The sequence below is a fragment of the Photobacterium sanguinicancri genome (genome assembly GCF_002265265.1).
In the GTDB taxonomy this organism is placed as follows: domain Bacteria; phylum Pseudomonadota; class Gammaproteobacteria; order Enterobacterales; family Vibrionaceae; genus Photobacterium; species Photobacterium sanguinicancri.
In genome coordinates this window covers 1-18772 of sequence record NZ_NOIF01000090.1, presented here as the reverse complement: position 1 = coordinate 18772, position 18772 = coordinate 1, and the positions used below count along the sequence as shown (strand labels likewise).

Annotated in this window: 19 protein-coding genes; 3 read left to right on the top strand and 16 right to left on the bottom strand. The window is 43.2% G+C overall.

The window, feature by feature from the left end; genetic code table 11:
- Window positions 1-164: 164 nt before the first annotated feature.
- The 8 genes from ASV53_RS14175 to ASV53_RS14140 form a co-directional block, all read right to left on the bottom strand.
- Window positions 165-1592, bottom strand: coding sequence for a sugar porter family MFS transporter (locus ASV53_RS14175; RefSeq protein ID WP_094957542.1), 1428 nt, complete (start codon window positions 1590-1592; stop codon window positions 165-167).
- An 86-nt stretch (window positions 1593-1678) separates the two neighbouring features.
- Entirely contained in the window at window positions 1679-5083 is a 3405-nt protein-coding gene (locus ASV53_RS14170) for a DUF5107 domain-containing protein (RefSeq protein ID WP_094957541.1), read from the bottom strand.
- Window positions 5084-5307: 224 nt separating this feature from the next.
- Window positions 5308-5784: a GNAT family N-acetyltransferase gene (locus tag ASV53_RS14165; RefSeq protein WP_094957540.1), complete on the bottom strand. Its 477-nt coding sequence runs from the start codon at window positions 5782-5784 to the stop codon at window positions 5308-5310.
- Window positions 5785-5820: 36 nt separating this feature from the next.
- On the bottom strand, window positions 5821-6711 hold the full coding sequence (locus ASV53_RS14160; protein ID WP_094957539.1) for a DMT family transporter: 891 nt from the start codon (window positions 6709-6711) through the stop codon (window positions 5821-5823).
- 244 nt (window positions 6712-6955) lie between these two features.
- Complete coding sequence (locus tag ASV53_RS14155) at window positions 6956-7426, bottom strand: hypothetical protein (protein WP_094957538.1); 471 nt, start codon at window positions 7424-7426, stop codon at window positions 6956-6958.
- A gap of 242 nt (window positions 7427-7668) precedes the next feature.
- A complete protein-coding gene (locus ASV53_RS14150) occupies window positions 7669-8025 on the bottom strand; it encodes a hypothetical protein (RefSeq protein WP_094957537.1) in 357 nt (118 codons plus the stop codon).
- A gap of 109 nt (window positions 8026-8134) precedes the next feature.
- Window positions 8135-8539, bottom strand: a complete 405-nt coding sequence (locus tag ASV53_RS14145; protein ID WP_439126487.1) for a DUF1294 domain-containing protein — start codon at window positions 8537-8539, stop codon at window positions 8135-8137.
- A gap of 120 nt (window positions 8540-8659) precedes the next feature.
- Window positions 8660-9904: a serine hydrolase domain-containing protein gene (locus tag ASV53_RS14140; protein ID WP_094957535.1), complete on the bottom strand. Its 1245-nt coding sequence runs from the start codon at window positions 9902-9904 to the stop codon at window positions 8660-8662.
- A 317-nt stretch (window positions 9905-10221) separates the two neighbouring features.
- Here ASV53_RS14140 and ASV53_RS14135 point away from each other — a divergent pair, with 317 nt between their 5' ends.
- The gene (locus ASV53_RS14135; RefSeq protein WP_062692886.1) at window positions 10222-10404 is read left to right on the top strand and encodes a hypothetical protein; all 183 of its coding nucleotides are present in this window, start codon (window positions 10222-10224) and stop codon (window positions 10402-10404) included.
- 57 nt (window positions 10405-10461) lie between these two features.
- Here ASV53_RS14135 and ASV53_RS14130 read toward each other — a convergent pair whose 3' ends face one another.
- On the bottom strand, window positions 10462-10878 hold the full coding sequence (locus ASV53_RS14130; protein WP_062692884.1) for a VOC family protein: 417 nt from the start codon (window positions 10876-10878) through the stop codon (window positions 10462-10464).
- Between the two features lie 304 nt (window positions 10879-11182).
- On the opposite strand from ASV53_RS14130, the gene ASV53_RS14125 reads away from it, so the two are divergent.
- Together ASV53_RS14125 and yidZ are read left to right on the top strand one after the other, a co-directional pair.
- The gene (locus ASV53_RS14125) at window positions 11183-12397 is read left to right on the top strand and encodes an MFS transporter (protein WP_094957534.1); all 1215 of its coding nucleotides are present in this window, start codon (window positions 11183-11185) and stop codon (window positions 12395-12397) included.
- Window positions 12372-13325, top strand: coding sequence for an HTH-type transcriptional regulator YidZ (yidZ, locus tag ASV53_RS14120; RefSeq protein WP_094957533.1), 954 nt, complete (start codon window positions 12372-12374; stop codon window positions 13323-13325). Before ASV53_RS14125 ends, yidZ begins: the two co-directional genes overlap by 26 nt.
- A 147-nt stretch (window positions 13326-13472) precedes the next feature.
- On the opposite strand, the gene ASV53_RS14115 is transcribed toward yidZ, so the two are convergent.
- The 7 genes from ASV53_RS14115 to ASV53_RS14085 form a co-directional block, all read right to left on the bottom strand.
- On the bottom strand, window positions 13473-13856 hold the full coding sequence (locus ASV53_RS14115; protein ID WP_094957532.1) for a carboxymuconolactone decarboxylase family protein: 384 nt from the start codon (window positions 13854-13856) through the stop codon (window positions 13473-13475).
- A 65-nt stretch (window positions 13857-13921) separates the two neighbouring features.
- Window positions 13922-14272: a MerR family transcriptional regulator gene (locus ASV53_RS14110; protein ID WP_094957531.1), complete on the bottom strand. Its 351-nt coding sequence runs from the start codon at window positions 14270-14272 to the stop codon at window positions 13922-13924.
- A 46-nt stretch (window positions 14273-14318) separates the two neighbouring features.
- Window positions 14319-15215 (bottom strand): DUF726 domain-containing protein, encoded by an 897-nt coding sequence (locus tag ASV53_RS14105; RefSeq protein ID WP_094957530.1) that lies wholly within the window; start codon window positions 15213-15215, stop codon window positions 14319-14321.
- A gap of 29 nt (window positions 15216-15244) precedes the next feature.
- Window positions 15245-15574 carry a hypothetical protein gene (locus ASV53_RS14100; RefSeq protein ID WP_094957529.1) on the bottom strand — a complete coding sequence of 110 codons (330 nt, stop codon included), beginning with the start codon at window positions 15572-15574 and terminating at the stop codon, window positions 15245-15247.
- A complete protein-coding gene (locus ASV53_RS26225; protein WP_141226250.1) occupies window positions 15568-15912 on the bottom strand; it encodes a YkgJ family cysteine cluster protein in 345 nt (114 codons plus the stop codon). The genes ASV53_RS14100 and ASV53_RS26225 overlap by 7 nt, the downstream gene beginning before the upstream one ends.
- Entirely contained in the window at window positions 15906-17624 is a 1719-nt protein-coding gene (locus ASV53_RS14090) for an ATPase (protein WP_094957528.1), read from the bottom strand. Before ASV53_RS14090 ends, ASV53_RS26225 begins: the two co-directional genes overlap by 7 nt.
- A gap of 56 nt (window positions 17625-17680) precedes the next feature.
- Complete coding sequence (locus ASV53_RS14085) at window positions 17681-18751, bottom strand: chemotaxis protein (RefSeq protein WP_094957527.1); 1071 nt, start codon at window positions 18749-18751, stop codon at window positions 17681-17683.
- Window positions 18752-18772 lie beyond the last annotated feature (21 nt).

The following is an 18772-nucleotide window of genomic DNA, read 5'->3' as shown; positions in this document are numbered from 1 at the left end:
TCCCAAGAACGGTAAAACCAAGACCTCAACGATATGCCAAAAATAAGAAAGCCGCTCACCTTAAGTGAACGGCATTACCGCTGGGGGTGATCTTTTTCCGTTATGCTTGTTTCTACTGTTGTAGCAGTGGTTATCGCCGTTGCTACGGGTATCGCTTTTTACGCTTATGCGTTTACTTTTTTGCCTAGATTAGCCGATTGTGCCACCAGCTCTTTCTCTAACTCTTCTAATGAACGACCTTTGGTTTCTGGCACGTGGCGATAGATGAAAACAAAGCCACAAGCACAAATAACACCGTACAGTAAGAAAGAACCCGATGCGCCTAACCCAGCGTTAAGTAATGGGAAGGTGTATGTAAGTGCGAAACACGCCACCCAGAGTGCAAGCGTACTGACCGACATGGCGGTACCACGCACTTTGTTCGGAAAGATTTCAGACAGCAAGACCCAAGTCACAGGTGCCAATGTCAGTGCGTAGATAGAAATAGCCACCAGCACCAATAACAGCACAGGCAGTCCTAGCATGCCGAATGCATAAGCCGCAGACATTAAGCCGTAAATAATGGTTAGGCCAAATGAGCCAACAATCATTAATTTACGACGGCCGATTTTATCAACAAACGGAATCGCCAAAATCGTAAAGACCAGGTTGATTAAGCCCGTGGCAACAATTGATTTCAAGGTGTCGTTAATGTCAAATCCAGCGGAAGCAAAAATCTCTTGGGCGTAATTGAAGATCACGTTGATCCCACACCACTGCTGGAACGCTGCCAACACCACACCAATGATCAAAATGGGTTTTACATCTGGCTTTAACAGCGCACTAAAAGGTAGCGAACGGGTTTCGGCTGACAGCGTACTTTCAATTTCTGCCACGGTGCGGCTAGCATAGCTTTCACTACCAATGCGACGTAATGTGCCTTTGGCTTTTTCTGCCATTCCCATTTTCACTAACCAACGTGGCGATTCAGGCACCACAAACATCAAAAGTAAAAACGCGAGTGCTGGCACCAATTCGGCACCAAACATGTAGCGCCAACCCATTTGGCCGTTCCATGATTGTAAAATGTCGGCTTGTGCCGCGCCAGTTGCCACAGGCTCTGCAATCATCAAGTTAATGATTTGCGCCGCTAATACCCCAATCACTATGGTTAGCTGGTTAATCGCCACAAACTTACCGCGTTTTTCTGCAGGTGCTATTTCGGCGATATACATAGGTGATAACGCAGAGGCTAAACCTATCCCTATCCCGCCAATAATACGAAAGACAATAAAGGCATTAAAACTGTCTGCCGCTGCGGTGCCCCATGCTGAAATCACAAACAAGAGTGCCGCTAAGATCAAAGGACGTTTACGCCCGTATTTATCAGAGACAGTACCTGCGATGAACGCCCCTGCCATGCAACCCAGTAACGCTGAACTCATTGCCCAACCCGACAACGACGCACTAGTAATATTAAAGTAGGCTTCATAGAAGGGCTTTGCCCCACCAATAACCACCCAGTCATAACCAAATAACAACCCACCGCAGGCAGCAACCAGGCTGATGAGCCAGATATTTCTCATGTTGAGTTGATCGCTTGTCTTACTCATAATCAATCCTTGTAGAGGTACACGTCTATTCAAGTTATTGTTTTATGGTCACCTCAGGCGATAGATCACCCGAGGTGACCTATCCATTACATTTGACCGTAGCGGCCAAAGGCGTAGCGATGTTGCGCGACTTCTTTAAATAAGTTCGCTTTAGTATGTGCTGGCGATTGGGTTAACAATGCCTGCAAAGTGTGTTCAAACGTTAGTTGCTGATCTGTCTCGGCATCTTCTGTGCTGTACGCAATATGATTACCCTGCTCGGTTATCAACGCCAACCCCAGCAGCCCCATGGCTTTCACGAACAAGCAATGCTGTTGATGCTCAGCTTGTAAATCACCATCAAACACAATCAAGGCAGGCAGCGATACTGCGAAGAAGTCCGTCTCAACGGGAGTATCCGCTTCTGCGTCAGCCCACGCCACCATATTTTCATACAGTGAAACCGCTTTTTCAGTCTCGCCTAATTGATACAATGCCGCTGCTTGATAGAACAAGTAATCCGCAGGTTGATCGTTATAATAACGGCTTTGCCCTATTTCTTGTTTACCCTGTGTAGCACATTTGAAATGTTGAGCAGCCTGTTGATGTTGATCTAGCTGTTGGTAGCAATAACCTAGGTAGTAATACAGATCGTTATCGGTTTGCCCAACTAAACGCCCTTCGCCCAAATTATGCGGGTAATGTAGCGCAGCTTGTAAACATGCAATTGCATCGGTATAGGCATGCTGGTTTATTAAGCCCAGAGCGGTGCGTAATTTGTTCACGACAAACTGGCCAGTGATGCGTCCTTCGCCGCCTTCCCATGGATGAAATTGTCTTGTGGCTAAACACTCAGCAGCCTGCTCTAACTGCCCTGTGATATTGCACAAGTTGAGCAGCTCTGCGGTTAAATCATCCCGTTTTTCAACCACCTCTAAGTGCGATTGTAACAGTGCTAATCGCGTTGCAGGCTCGGTCGCTACAGCTTGATGAAGAAAATCTAACTCGTACAAAATACGGGCATCGTCAGGCGAAAGTGCAAACGCACGCGACATCAACTCAATGGCTTTCTGTGGGTCTTGGCATTTGTTGTATGCGTGAACCGACAAGTTACGTAATACCGGCGCATAGTCAGGGTTAAGGTGTAAGACCTGTTCCCAGTGGCGTACGGCGCGAGAATAATTACGTTTGGCGTAGAAGAAGCAACCCAATAAGTACTGAGTAAAGTAATGATCGGGGAAAGCATCCAGCACCCCAATTTCCGTCAATGTATTGGGGAACAACACGTTATCTGCGAAGGTCTCTGCCGCCGTGTCTAGCCACGTCTTAACGTCAGCTTTCACATCAGACAAATAAGCCTGGTAGATACAAGTCATCGCCCCTTGGCTATCACACTGAGCTAATACGGTTTTTGCACTTTCCGTTACCCCAATCGATAAGTAGAAATTCACCAGATGGATCGCATTGGCTTCGCGCCCGTTCATTAGGTGCTTGAATAAGGCTAAATCTGCGGTTGTTTGACTGAGCTGGTATTGCTCGAAAGCCAAGCCATAGCCCAGCGGCTGAATCGTTTTTTGCGCTTTAATAAAGGCAGCCGCTTCGGTGGCGCGGTTCAGCGTGATCAGCAAGTGCGCTTTCAGAGTCGCTGCTTGGTAATGCATGCCGTTAAGCTGTAAAGCACGGTTCGCATAATCCAGCGCTTCCCCCCAACGAGATTGCTTAGTCGCAATGCGGGCGGCGGCATAAAACCCAGTATCACGGCAGTTAGCACTCCACGTTGCCTTAAAGACATCGCTAAAAGCATGGTCCAAGTGCCCTAACTTCTCATTGGCACAGCCACGCAAGTAACTCGCTTTGCCGCATAACGGGTTCTTATTAAGTTGATGAGCTCGCGCCAGTGCGGCATTGGCATAGCCAAGTGTTGCGGGGTAATCGGCACCTTCATACGCCAGCGATGCCATGGCCACATTGGTTTGGTAATGGTTCGGATCGCGCGTTAACGCTTCTTGGTAGTAATCAACTGGGCTTCGCGTTGCATGATGGTATTGCTGAAGGTGCTGGCCGATGAAAGACAAGGCTTCGACACTGTCAACGTCGGCGGGTAATGCAGGCGGCGTGGCAGGTTCTGGCGTTGGTTCGTCCGTTGCGGCGATATGTTCGCTATAAGATAACGAGCTGAAACCATCTGCAGCAGTGACTGTCATGGTTAAGCGGTTAGCTGTTGTGAGTTCACTCTGATCGACATGGTCGACACATTGACCAAAACATTGACCATCAAGCAAGCATGCCCCTTGGCGAGTATCACCCGGCATCATGGTTAATGACGTTTCACACAGGGTATGCTTACCATCTGAAATCACCATGGTGTAATCAGTGATTTCTGCAATGGCGTACACTGCCCACGCTAGTTTGCCATTTGATCGTTCAAGTTTTATCGCCACATCGGTATTGGCGTTATGCACATCCCCAAGGTTGCTGTATGGCAAGAAGTGCTGAACAAACACCTTCTCTTCATGGCTATCGATCCATGTAAAGTCGGGTTGGTTATCGGTAAAGACACCTGTCATTAATTCAATGTAAGGGCCATTGGTATCAGTGAGTTGACGATCCCATGCAATACCGAAATCGCAGTTACCCCAGGTCCATTGTTTTTTACCCGGTGAGACATGGTGATTGGCAACATGAAGCAAACCGCCCTGCTCGTCGTGGCTGTATGCACCGACAAAGTCGTAAGCCGATTTATCCGCCATATAAGACGTCGGTACAGGCAGGTTTTTATAGCGCGAGATATCGGTACCTGGCGAGTAATCCACCTTGTAATATTCGCCCGTTGCGATTGGAAAATTAGAAACATCGCGCTTGCCGTGATCGTATACCGCAGTGACATCAGGCGGGAAGATACTTTGATGATCATCACCACCTTTAACCGCAGGATTCGACCACCATAAGAATTGACGGGGTGTTTCGTTACCGTTGTAAACTTTACCCGTGATCTCAATCAGTGCCTTGTTTGGGTAAACCTTAAAGCCCGCCATGATTTGTAAACCGTACATGTGCTCGACTTCGCCCATCCACACGGTCACGGCGCCATCATCATGATGCTCTATGGTGAAATCAGTCGACATAAAAGTCGTCGGGCGGTGATGCTGCGGCCAGTTAAATTCGATACCACCAGAAATCCACGGGCCTAATAAGCCAACCAGTGCGGGTTTAACCACTTCGTTGTAGTACACAAAGTCACGCCCTTTTACCTTGTCATACGCGCGGTGAATGCGTCCACCAAGCTCAGGAAGTAGCATGACTTTGATGTAATCATTTTCGATATATACCGCTTGATAGCTTTGATCGACTTTTTGATCCGTAATGCTATCAATGACACCGTAAGGATAAACAGAACCCGATGAGCCTTGATAAACACGGTTCTCTAAAAACAGTGGATTGGGATCAACCTTGCCCGTTGGGTAAGTAGGAAGAACAACCTGTTCAACCCAAGCTTTTGCATTCGTACTCATGACTTATAACCACCTGTCAGCCGTTATGATTTAGTTATGAGCAGTGTAAGGAATATTTTGTTAGCAGAATGTATGAAGCAATCACGCGCTTTACTAAACAATGTTTAGTAATAAATGCGACCTATCGACAGAGTGTAGAGTGAGGCTTGGACTATGAGTGGTCTTTGTATCAACATGCGCACTTAGCTTAAACCGGCGCTCGAAAATAAATCTAAAAATATGATTTATAAGTGTTTTTCCATCAATATTAAATCCCACGGTTCACCGTTAAAAGAACGAAGCCCTTTTTCCGTTGAACTAACCTCGAACCCTAGCGATAAATAACACGCTTTGGCAGCATGATTATGATCGAAAACTGCCAAGCTCACTTGCTTAGCATTAAAAGTATTCACGGCTTTGTCGATAAGCTGAAGCAGCATTTGTTTGGCTAAGCCCTGTCCGCGGTGTTCACCTGCAATAAAGACACGACAAATACGAAAATGATCGCAAGATTCTTGATACAACTCCACGTAACCAAGCTTGCTGTCCGAGCAAGTAAACAGAAAAGGAAAAATCTGGCTTTGTTGGCAATGGATGTGAATTTGCTCGGTATCAAGCGGATAAGTAAAAGCAGGACCACCCCACATATAGTTGATTTCAGCTGACACTATCCATTGAATAAGCTGATGATAGTCCTGTTGGTCAAACGTTCTTAGTTTCATATCTTCCTTGTTAGCAACGAAACGGTTATAGCCAATTTAATACTCGATGACGGCATCTGGAGAAGCCTTAGGTTTACGGCTTTCATAATACTGTGTAGCGAGATTAATCAAGACCATTACCGCCATAATAATGATCTGCTTTTCACTAAAGGCATCACTCACTAAAGTCGCGCCAAGTATCATAGCGAGTATTGGATTAAACGTACCAAAGAAACTTAGCTCTGTCGTAGTAATAAGCGGAATAGTATAGACATAGACACTATAAGCCAGCGATGTTAGCGCAACCACCAGCCAGAACATCGCGCCCCACTGCATGAGTGTACTGGGTATTGGTGATACATAATTTGTGTGACTATGAATATCCCACCATGCAAGTGGAGCCAGCATCAAACCACCAAAAATCAATTTCCAAGTCAGTAATTTCCACCAGTGGATCGACTTCATAATATGTTTAGTGACAATGCTACCAGTGATCAAGGTTGTCATCGCACCCAGTAAAAACAAGATTGCAGACACGCTAATATGCGGGTTATTCGTTATGAATAGATACCCAGCACAGGCTACCAAAAGTAATGCCGAGGTTATTTGTAGCCAAGATGGTTTTTGATGATGAATAACACCAACCACCAGCACGCCTATTACAGGTAATGCCATCATACCCACCCCCACCAAAGCACTAGGCATGTGCAATGCACTGTTAAAGAGCATGCCGAAAAATAATGTGATGTTAAGGAAACCCACAATTAAGATCCCCAGCAGTTCGTGCATTTTGGGGAATGTAGGTTTTAAGGCAAGAAGTAGTAGACCTGCTGGCAGTGCACGCCAAACCGCTAATGCAAAGGGAGACCAGTGAGTGAAGTAGTTAGACACAACCACATAGGTGGTACCCCACAATAATGGGGCAAGCATAGCTAGGAATATTCTCATGATAAGCGCCAATTTTACTATTAAGTCGCCTACCTGAATAAATTATAAGGGGAAAGCGATGATTAGAATGTACGAACATAGCCGTACATTGTATCTATTCGAAATAGTTTGATAATTGAGCTTCATTTGAATTAACTATTCAGTTTTACCAAATAATTGTATTGATGCCATCGCTCTGAAACGAAGAGGCAACACAATACAATCAATCTCTAAGGCTAGCCTGCCATTAAGAATAAGCACGCGGCTATAATTGGTTATCAATCACTTGAATGGGATATTCGAAATCTGTTTCATTAGTAATAAAAATACAGAGTGTCTTGGTGAAATTTTCGCTCGCAGGGTTCAATAGATGACTGGTTATTACCTCACCAGATTTACGATCGATTGCGCTATATGAACTCACTATTTTTAGTGGCGAGTAGGTATCTTTGTTCTTATTAAACACAAAATATTCAAAAGACTCTGCGTTAGATTCACCGTTATCAATGCGGCCTTTAACCAACGGCACAAGGTAATGACGCTTTTCACAAGTGACGCTGAACTCATCAACAAGCATTAACGCATTTGCTCCCTGAGTATCAACAAACGCACTATTACCGTTACCTTTTAGAATGTATTGATTGTCAGAGTAAGACTCCAGAGAAAAGCTTCCCGCATAAGTATTAAAACCAGACAATGCAAGTGATAATAAAGAAAGCTTGATAACATTATTCATTTTTAACTCCATATAAATTCATCGAAATTATATGACTAGCAACCTACTCTGTCCTATTTCAACGCTTTATATACGAGTAATCTTTATTGCTTTTGAAACTACAAAAGCATCAGTTACATGTAATCCAACTTAATTAAGCTGGTGTTTGTTAAATGGCAACCCAAATGCATCTAATGCTGTCATTTTCAATAATGCCTCTTAATCAATAATCCCTTTACATCACAGCTTTACATTACGGCGCATCAGGTGCGTTCAACTATTGCCAAAGGACAAGCTTTGCGCAATGTCGACTGAATGGCTTTAAGCTGAAGTTCAGACACCCAAAAATCAACAGCTGCATCGCTTTTGTTGAAGAGTGAAACACAAATACCTTGGGGCAATTGTGTTGCGTACTGAATACGAATAATGTCCGATACTGAAAGTGATTTACCACGTAACTTCAGTATCCTTTGGGCTGCAAACTGACGAACACAAATATGATCGCCTGTTACTTCAATAATGCGGTGACTGTCATTGACTGCATCGTTGAATCGAGAACTCACATAAGGAAAGACAAAAAACATCAAAAGCACAATAACGCTAATTAATAATACATCCATCAATGCTTACTCATTAAAATAACAACACACTTCATACTCTTTAGCTTTTAGCTGGTCTGAAGTTCACTCTAAAAAACAAACTAGACATAGCCCTTCATTTAAACGCCAGCTAACTTAGTACCGTTGCTACCAACTGATGTAGTTGCGCTAACACGGTATAGCTAAGAGCACTTCCTGTCGGCATTTGAGTCCAAACAAAAGCCGCACAATTTAAAGCAACTGTTATCCATAATACCAACTTAAATGATTGTTTCTTAGTCTTATGTCGCAATTTACTTTGCGCGATCAAAGCCCCTGGCCAACCACCGAATAATGCGAGTAAGTGAAGCGTACTTTCTCTCGTTCGCCACTCGCCTTTGACCGCTGCCCTTTTATCTTTCGCGTAAACAGCAAAAGTAAAAAGACTAAGAACAATATAGCTCGCTAAAAATTCAACGGGCGCATGAGAAAAAAGTACAGTACAAGTTACAAACACAAGATAAACCGCACTGATACTGAAATTTAATGACTTCATGGTTAGGACGTTTTTAGATTTGGAATAAAGAAGATGTAATACACTAAGATTGAATAAGAGGCTATCAATTTGACAGCCTCTTATTTTACCTGTTATAGACATCAATACCTGTTACAGACCTCAATTTTGGCTGAGTTTTTCTATAACGAATAACGCATTAGTGAGATTCTGCGCTAATTTTTCTGCCACACCGTTGTCTTCCCAGTCTTGCATAAACACGACTGACACTCCGCTTTTCATATCACTGAAACCCACCTGACCATAAGAACCGATGGATACGATGATTTTATGCTCGGGTAAGTACCAGCCTTGTGAACCATAGGTGACTAGCGTCCCTAAGCCTGCCGCCATCCCCTTGCCTTTCTCGGATTTAGCGAGTAAATCTTTCTTGGTGTCGTGAACCGAATCGTAAAAACTTTTAGGGGCTTTGCCTTGGGCTATCCACTGGTGGAATAAACCGTAATCTCGCAGCGATGAACTTATGCCGTATGACGGGCTGGCGGTCCCATCGACAGTGAGTGCAATCGACCCATTACTGGTTGCGCCAAAATCGCTAAACATACCCGACAGCAGCTTATTAAAGTGCTGACCAGAAACGGCTTCTGCCAATATGGCAAGAAGATCCGTATTCTTATCGTTATAGGTATACACTTCGCCCGGCGCATTCTGTGATTTGGTCGTAATGATTGCGTTGCGGTGACCTACCGTCTCTCCCTGTTTTAAGCCTTGTTCTGCTTCAAACATGAATGCTTCACCACCCGGTACATGATAATCCGTCGCGGGTAGCAGGCCAGACTGCATATCAAGCACTTGCTGTACTGTTGCCTTACCGAGCTTTGAATCTTTAAAATCGGGCAAGTAAGAATCAATGGTTGCAGCAGGATCGAGTTTCCCTTCATCAATCAATTTTGACGCGACAATGCCAGCGTAGGTCTTAGACGATGATTGCAGCAGCTGCGTTTGATTCTGAGTAAATCCATTATCGTAAAATTCAGCAAGAACCTCGTTATTTTTGAGGATCAGAAACCCTTTGGTTTGGGTGGCCGTTAATGATTCAACCAACTTACGCCCGTCGCCAAGATCTTGCTCTATATCGAATCCTTTCTTCGCACTTACCAAGTCTGCAGGCTTTTGCGCGGCAAGGATAGTGACAGTGCCAAACAAGCCATAGTCATCCCAATTCATTGAGGTATATCGATAATATGGCCAAGTTTGCATGTTTTGAGGTGTAATTTCGGATAACTCAAAAGGACGATAGAAATCATTTAGTGTTACCTGAGTGTCTGCATACACATTTTGAGAAAAACTGGTTAATAGAGTAATGACAGCCGCTGCGCTAAAGTTATTTAAGCTTTTGATTAGCATGGTTATATTCCATTTTAGTGAAGTTATCTAACTGTAATTAACACGTCACCAACCTGAGATTGGTTTTTTATCCATATAATTTCAAAAGATATTAAAGATATTAGGGTAAGCCTAGCGGATGTACAAAGTGAGCTTGTTAATAAAGCCGCAATATCAAAGCAAGAAAGCGCACGACTGACATATAAAGAGCGATAAGGTTCGTTAACTTTACTTGTCGGTTTGGTTAATCTTATGTTCCACATTTAACGGGTGTGTAACTGCAGTAAAGCGATTAATGTTAGTAGCACGTTAATAGCAATAATAAGCGAGACAAGTCAGTGAAAATACTCATTCAGTACACGCAAACAGGTAAGTACAAAGATCATGCGTGGGAATCACTAACCCTAAAAGCAAAAGGTGAAGTGCAAGCGGTAACACCATCTTACGCCGCTCAACTTATCGACCAAAATAGAGCGAACTTATTCACGACAGATAAAGAAAGTATCGTGATTCAACACTAGCTCTCGTCTTCCATGAGCTCTCATTCTAAGAGCTCATGCCCTTTCGACGCGAAAGATTTACCTTTTTGCCATTGGATGCTCAGGACTTAACTGAAGTAAATCCCAAAGGTTCCCATACAAATCTTCAAACACAGCAACTGTGCCGTAGTCCTGCTCTTGAGGTTCACGGACAAAGTTAATACCAATCGACTTCATACGCTCATAGTCACGCCAAAAATCATCCGTGCTTAAGAAAAGAAAGACGCGTCCCCCCGTTTGATTGCCAATAAAATCATGCTGCTCAGGTTTTGATGCCCTTGCTAATAATATACTGACGCCACGAGAATTTGGTGGTGCGATAACAACCCACCTTTTATCTTGCTCTGGTTGATAGGTATCTTCGATAAGTTCAAATTTTAGTTTGTTTACATAAAAATCTATTGCTTCATCGTAGTCTTTTACTACCAGTGCAATGTGAACAATATTTTGCTGCATATGCTGCCTACTTTTCTTGTCTAGTTGTGCTTATCTATTTTCCTCATCATTATAAAGTAAATCGCCACCAGCACTGGTTTAACCGATTTATTATCGTTCAAATGCACTAAATCTGACCAATGCATACGCCTAACCTGATTCAATCGCCATACTCGCACTATTAGCCAAAAAATTAACAACCAAAAATGGAGGCGCTTACCAATCTAAGGGGTTGTCCTAAATGGAAATACCTGTTGTCAGATTTGTAACTCGCGTTAAATAGGTTTGACGACTAATATCCTCACAACATTTTAGTGAGGTTTTCATGGTTCGATATCTTCTTTGTAGTTTTGCACTTGTTTTGCTTTACCCCACCGCGATTGATTTGTACTTAGTCGGTTTACCACATATCGCGAAAGATCTTGGAGCAAGTGAATCTCAGCTTCATATCGCTTTTTCGATTTATCTGGCAGGTATGGCAACAACCATGCTGTTTGCAGGTAAATTTTCAGACTCGATAGGCCGTAAACCCGTGGCTATTTTTGGGGCTATCACCTTTGCATTCGCCTCTCAGCTAGGCGGCCTAGCTGAAAGCAGTAGTACCTTTTTGATAGCTAGATTTGCTCAAGGTATCGGTGCAGGCTCTTGTTACGTTGTCGCTTTTGCAATATTGCGCGACACCTTAGACGATCAACGTCGTGCCAAAGTGCTATCGATGATCAATGGGATCACTTGTATTGTGCCAGTATTAGCCCCTGTGCTTGGACACTTAATCATGTTGAAATTTCCATGGCCGACATTATTTACCACCATGGCATCTATGGGCGTCTTGGTGTGCTTAATCGCAGTGTTTGTATTACGAGAAACCAATCAACACAAAAAATCACGCATTGCTGCAGACAAATCTGATCAACCCGTGAGTAATACAGCAGAACAAGAACCGTTCTTGGAGCGCTTTTTCGTCAGCCGTTTGATCATTACCTCTATTGGTGTCACGACCATTCTTACCTATGTGAATACCTCACCTATGCTGATCATGAGCAACATGGGCTATAGCCGCGGTGACTATTCATCGGTTATGGCACTAACGGCTTTGGTGAGTATGATCACCTCGTTTTCCGCACCTTTTGCGCTGGCTATGTTTAAACAACGTACCTTAATGCTAGTTTCTCAAATACTATTACTTGCGGCAGGACTGATCCTCACGGTGACATGCTTAGCTAAACTAAATCCAATAACAAATCTATTTGGCTTTGCACTTGTTTGTGCTGGGTTCTCACTTGGATTTGGCGTATCTATGAGTCAGGCGCTCAGCCCATTTTCGCTAAGGGCTGGCATGGCAAGTTCGTTACTGGGGATCATGCAGGTTTGTAGCTCGGCATTATTCATTTGGTTTATGGGCGTTATTGGCGTTAGTGCATTGAATATGTTGGCGATAGTATTAGCGTTTGGTGGCATTATCTGCGTCGCTCTAATACTATTGGTGCCATCGCCATCCTTAAATTATTCGACCAATGAAGAAATCGTTAGCACGGCTTGATCTTAACTTACTGTCCACTTTGCAGCTGCTATTACAGGAGCAAAGTGTCTCTAAGACAGCAAAGAAGTTGAATGTGACGCCATCAACGGTGAGTAAATCACTGACGAAGCTTCGCGATTGGTTCGACGACCCTTTATTTGTCAAAACGCCACAAGGGCTACGGCCGACGACTCTCGCACAGAGTATGTCACAAGATCTTTCAGACTGGCTGCAAATTGGCAGCCAGCTTTTAGCTATGCGAAACGATAATAAGCCTGAAGGGGTGCAATTCAATCTCACCATAGAATCGCCACTCTTGCTGCTTATGTTTAATGCGCTATCACAAGAAATTTACCGCACTTATCCAGCCGCAAAAATCAAAGTTAAAAACTGGGATTACGACTCACTCGAATCAATCATTCAGGGCGAAACGGATATTGGTTTTACAGGGCGAGAATCGCACCCACGCTCGAAAGAATCCCTCGATTTACTACCGTATTTCATCGACTTTGAAGTCTTGTTTCATGATTCACCAGTGGTCTTCTTACACAAAGACCATCCAGCATTACAACAAGATTGGGATCTAGAGGCATTCTTGCAGTACCCGCACATCAATATTGTGTGGGAAAAGAGCGAATCTTGGGCGCTAGACGAAGTGCTCGCTGAAAACGGTTTGACCCGTAATGTCGCACTAACCATGGCAAGTTTTGAACAATCACTGTTTATGGCGGCACAATCAGGGCACGACATGATCACCACTGCACCTCAATATTGCCAGCAATATACCCAGCAATTACATCCAGATCTCGTCTGCTTACCTATTCCTTTAGAAGCAGAAGCACACGCCAAGCTCAGTATTCCGTTCACTATGATCTGGCATAAAAGAAATGGCCATAACCCTAAGATTCAGTGGCTGAAAGAGACAATTAAGCAGCTATATTGCCAATAAGAATTAAGTATCTGTGCCCCATTTTCATCAGCCAAACACGTGATAACAAGTAAATGATGGGAACGCTCAACGCTCTCCCATCACTTTAATTAACATTGTTCACTTTCAAGTAAGGCGAAATCTACCAGCTAACACTTAGTGACTCTACTATGTCAATTCATTGCGTGATTCGAAGACTTCTTTAGCAACGAACATCCCATTTAATGATGCGGGAAAGCCCGCATATACAGACATTTGTAGGATCACTTCGGTGATCGCCTTGGGTGTACAGCCAACATTCAACGCACCATTAATATGCACATTTAATTGCGGCTGACAGTGACCTAAAGCCGTTAATGCCGCAACCGTGACTAATTCTCTTGTTCTTAAATCAAGACCATCACGTTGATAAATATCTCCAAAGGGATACTCAATGATGTATTTAGCAAGATCGGGGCAAATATCATTCAAACTCTTTATGACATTTTGCCCTGCTTCGCCATCAATCTCATTAAGCTTGTTTAACCCATTAACATATCGTTGATTGTCCATTTTTACACTCCAGTTAATAAACACTAAAGCGACGATACTTGTTAGAGTTAACTCTAAGTCAATGGTTAAATTAGCTGATTGTAATAGTCAATTTTCTTCTTCAACGCTTCTAAGTGGTCAAGTTCACTTGCTATTCTTTTTTGAAGGTTGTCTGAATGCTGTTCAAGCAGGTCTTTCCTTTGATCCGCGGTTTCAATCCCTTGTTCACGCAATTTTGCATACTCCATGATCTGATTCAACGGCATACCCGTTTCTTTAAGACGAGTAATGAAAGCGACCCACTCTTGGTCTCTCTTTGAATAATTACGATGACCACTTTGGTTTCTAGAAACAGATGCTAACAAACCAATCTTTTCGTAATACCTTAAGGTATGAGGCGACAATCCAGTCAGCGCTGAAAATTGGCTAATATTCATTTAAACGTCCTTGTCTCTTTATTTTAGGATCTCGCGATCCTTCTACTCAGGATTTCACGTCAGAAAATGCTTTCTTCAACAACTCACCCAAGGCTTTATGCTTAAACTTGGTGTGCTTACTAGCAACGTCGGTAACATCAAGGTTAGTAATCGCGGTATGAGTTTTGTGCTCTAACGCATGTAAACCAATCGGTGATTCCCGAAATAATGTCCCCGCTTTATAGGCGTATTTTAGTACTGAATCTGTCTTACTCATGCAGTTGATAAAAGCGGTGGTCGCGTGTTTATCAAAAACCGTATTCCACAATTTAGAATGCGACGACACAGCCCCCGCTAACAAATAACATTGGCTAACTTTGTTGGTTGTCAGCCTTTCCATGGTGTGACGAATAATGCGAGCACCGAGTGAATGCCCCATCAACACACAACCATTTAATTCAGGATCTTTCTCAATTAAATCGGCCAGTGCGGCACCCACAACTTCGGTTTCAGCAAACGCTTTTCGCCAATGCCCAGAGACTTTATTGATCGCAGAAAATCCTGCCACACCTAACTTTTTGATTAACGAATCTTGTGTGGTCACACTCGGCATTAACTGAATTAAGCCATCGTCCAACAGCAAGTCGCTCAAGTTACCCGCCTTCCATTTCACATGGATCACTTTGTGATCAGGGTATAAGGTATCGACAATTTCTAACCAGTCAGAAACATCACAACCTTTGCCCGACATAAAACCGTTAATCACGAGTATGGTTGCTGCACTTACCTTGGTTTTGGTTTTGGTCTTGGTCTTGGTTTTGGTCTCGGTTTTGGTCTCGGGCTCGGGCTTTTGCTTACCTTCACGAATGACATGCAATTCAACGGCAGAGCTTGGATCAGACATTGATTGATTACGGTTTACGCGAGGTAATGCCGCTTTAATGGCTTTGAGTTTACTGAGCACGGTTATTGAGGTTCCTTTGTAAGATAAAGCTAGCTAAGAATACGCTGAAAGACGAATGTAATAACAGCCATGGTCGCGATACCCACGTTAAGCAATAACATCTTTTTTTGATGGCTTCGCTCTATTATAAATTGTGCTTCCATTTCCTGCTTGTGTTTAGCATGTGCTTGGTCGATCGTTTCTAGCACTTCTTTTTTTAGATTTACGGCGGCTTTTTGAATACGTTCATCAACCAAGTCGAGCATTGGCGCTAACTCTTTCGCCTCTAGTGCGAGATTTTGTGTACTATCGACAACGGCTTTAGCCTCTACTGCTGAGGCATTAAATTTATCCAGCGCCGATTCAATTTTATCTAGCATTTTATTCCTTCGTCTTTCGCTGATGTTCTACTTCTATCACTCTCAAGATCATCAGGATTGTTGGTAATTCTATCAGGCAGACTCTCACAAATTTCTAGGTTAATCGCGATAAAATCATCCCAAGAAAACTGTTCTGAATAATGCTCTCGATATTGCAGTTCTACTTGGCAAATCTTTGGCCTGTTATCATAAATTTTGCAACGCCTTGTCGCGGTATCAAGGTGACGGCAGATGCCATCACCTCGACTTAGTGGCAGCGTTATTTCTGACAGGTGAACGTTCGCGCAGCATTTCCCACACCCGTTACACGGAAATGGTTTTAGATTTTCGGTTAGCATAAGCTCTTCAACCAACTCCGCGTGCTATCTAAGTTACCCGCTTCAAATGGTAATTCAATATCGCGCTTTTTGATTTCCTGCGTAAGAATCAAGCCTTTCTCATATTCACTATTAACGGCGACTAAACTATCGGTAAATTGCGCCATTTCTTGTGGGGCTAAATTAAATTCTAGGGCGGCCAGCTCAACCAAATAACGGTCTAATTCAGTATTCACTTTTTGGAAGTATTCTAATGTACGACGCGCTTCGCTTTTAAATTGATTAAGGAAGTTCCACACCTTTTGCATCACCTCGCTGTGATCTAAAAAGTATGTGATACCTAATGTCATCAGGCCTGTGGCAATGGCACTAAGAAATGCAGCAAGTTCAGAACCTAAAGGAAATGTCATGATAGTCGCTAGGTGTTGATTTAATATAACCCCCATAGCGACTGCGACACCCGTGGACAAAATACGGGTCACTTCACGTGCTAAATCGCCAGCCGACAGTTTACTGGGATTAAAAAACACCATTTTTGCTGCCGACACTAAGCTGGTCCACATTTCTCGGATCAACTTACCAATCAACTTTTGAGTGGTGAAAAAGATATTCATGACAGTGGTGGTCAAGCTAGAAAGTACACCGCCGATAGCGCCGTCTTTGAATTCGGTAAGAATGTCTTTAAATCTCGCTTTAATGCGGGTCCAAATATCAACGGCCATCGTTTTTAAACGATCAAGAAAACGCTCTAAAGTGAAGTTACCTTGCGAGTCTTTATAAAGCGACGGAATGTGTTCTTTTAGTTCAAACCACACTTCGGCCAAAATCATACCTAAGGCTTGGCGCATGCCCATTTTTAGCCCTGATTTTGCAGATTCATACCCGGTGCTTTTAAGGAACTTACTGCTGGTATAGTACTTGGCATTGATCTGACCATCGTACTGCTGACGCGCTTGCTTATCCGCTTCACGCATTTTGTCTGCATCGATGCTTTCTAATACTTCAACGTGGCCTTTGTCTTTCGCAATGCTGTCTTCAAGCTTACGTTTTTCATGGCGCTGTTGTGGCGTGCTTTCTGGCATTGCTACCAGTTTATCTTGATTTGTTTTTATCCGTGCTTTTTTAGATTCTAGGGTACGAGGCAGTACATCCCCTAAAAATGCATCCATTGAGTGCGCTGATTTAAGGTTATTAATATATGAATGAGTAGATTGAAAATTTGAACCTTGATTTGCTAATTCGACACCATCTAGCCCTGCAAGTACACGGCCAGCATCGTTGTGCACTTCATTCGATGAAATAATATGATCAAGCTGGCGATTGTCGTTTCGTGCCATATTTTGACCACGATATGCATCGTATAATTGGCCTTCTTGCTGCAATGTCTTATCAACGGCTCCTCGGCTTTTATATCCACTGTCAGCATGGTAGCGATCAACTTTTACCGCTTTACCTTTACTGTTGAACACTTGATTACCGTCCGCATCAAGTTTTGCAGGCTTATAAGCACCTCGGTTTTCAAATTCTTGTTTTACTTGCTCAGCAACGTAGATATCAGACTCACCATTATGGTGTTTACGTACGTTATGAACAGTGGCAACTTCGCCGCCTTTTTTATCTTCAAACAGTAAAAAATCGAGGCCAAATGAGCTCACTAAACTTTGTACTACGGTTTTGTTTAGTTCTTCAGTTAAATGAAAATCGGCGCGTACAGAGGCAGATGTTGCAGACATGAATTACATACTCCATAACGTGAAAGGTGACATTTATTGCCACCTTTCATTAGTTATTAATTGAATTGTTTTGAATCAAACTGCGCTTTCGCTAGCGTTGCATCAATAGCGGCACCGTTAATTACCTGCATGCCTTCTTTGTCTGTTTCAATTTGCACTACGTTATCTTTAATAATGACTTTACCGTTTTCATCAAATTTAGGTTTAAACAATGGCGTAGTAATAATATCAGTCAAGATTGCTGCTACTTGGTAGCCGTTTTGAATGATTTGAATAAGATCATCACTAAATGCATCGATATTTGCACCTGTTTTTATCAAATGATCCATCGCTTTCAAGCTATCAAAGTATGTTTGGAATACTTCATAAAGACGCTGTGTTTCGGTTTTAATTTGAACAACATAACCACGTGTCTTATTTAACTGGCTACGACCTTTGGTCATTTTTGAAATGGCATCATCAACTTCATCGCGTGTTTTGCGTGCATCACTTAATGCTTCTTCTGCATGTGCTGCAAATGCCCAACCTGCAATTGCCATAATAGGTGCAGCAACAACACCACCTAATACCATTGCGCCACCAGCCATACCAAAGCCGCCCGCAGCCAGCGAACCACCACCAATTGCCGCCATCGTTGCGTTATAGGCAGCGGCGCCTGAAAGTGCCGCAATGGGCGTACCCGTTGATGCTGCTGCCAGTGCCATTACACCACCGTATACCGCGTATGCCGCCGCCGCACCACCAATACCTGCGCCTGCAACTTTACCCAAATAGGCAGTGGTTGATAGCGCTAAACCATCAATTTTATCCAGCTTGTGCTGGGGAAAATCGATGTTGATATCTTTCGAGCCCGCTTGATTAATTTTTTCAAGCAACTTGTCTGCAATAGTACGAAACTCTTTAAAATCTTCACCCACTTTCAGCTGTAGCTCGCCCAACTGAGTAAGGCTTTTCGTTGTGCGTTCATTTGCTTTGTCGAATGATTTTTTATCATTTTCGTAATCGCTTTTCGCTGATTCCAAAATATCATTCGCTAATGATTTATCTTGATAACCATCATACCCTTTCTTTGCCCCAAAACTTGCAGCTGCAACTGCCGCACCCGCTAAAATAAATGGTAATGCCATACTGCGTCCTTACTTATATAT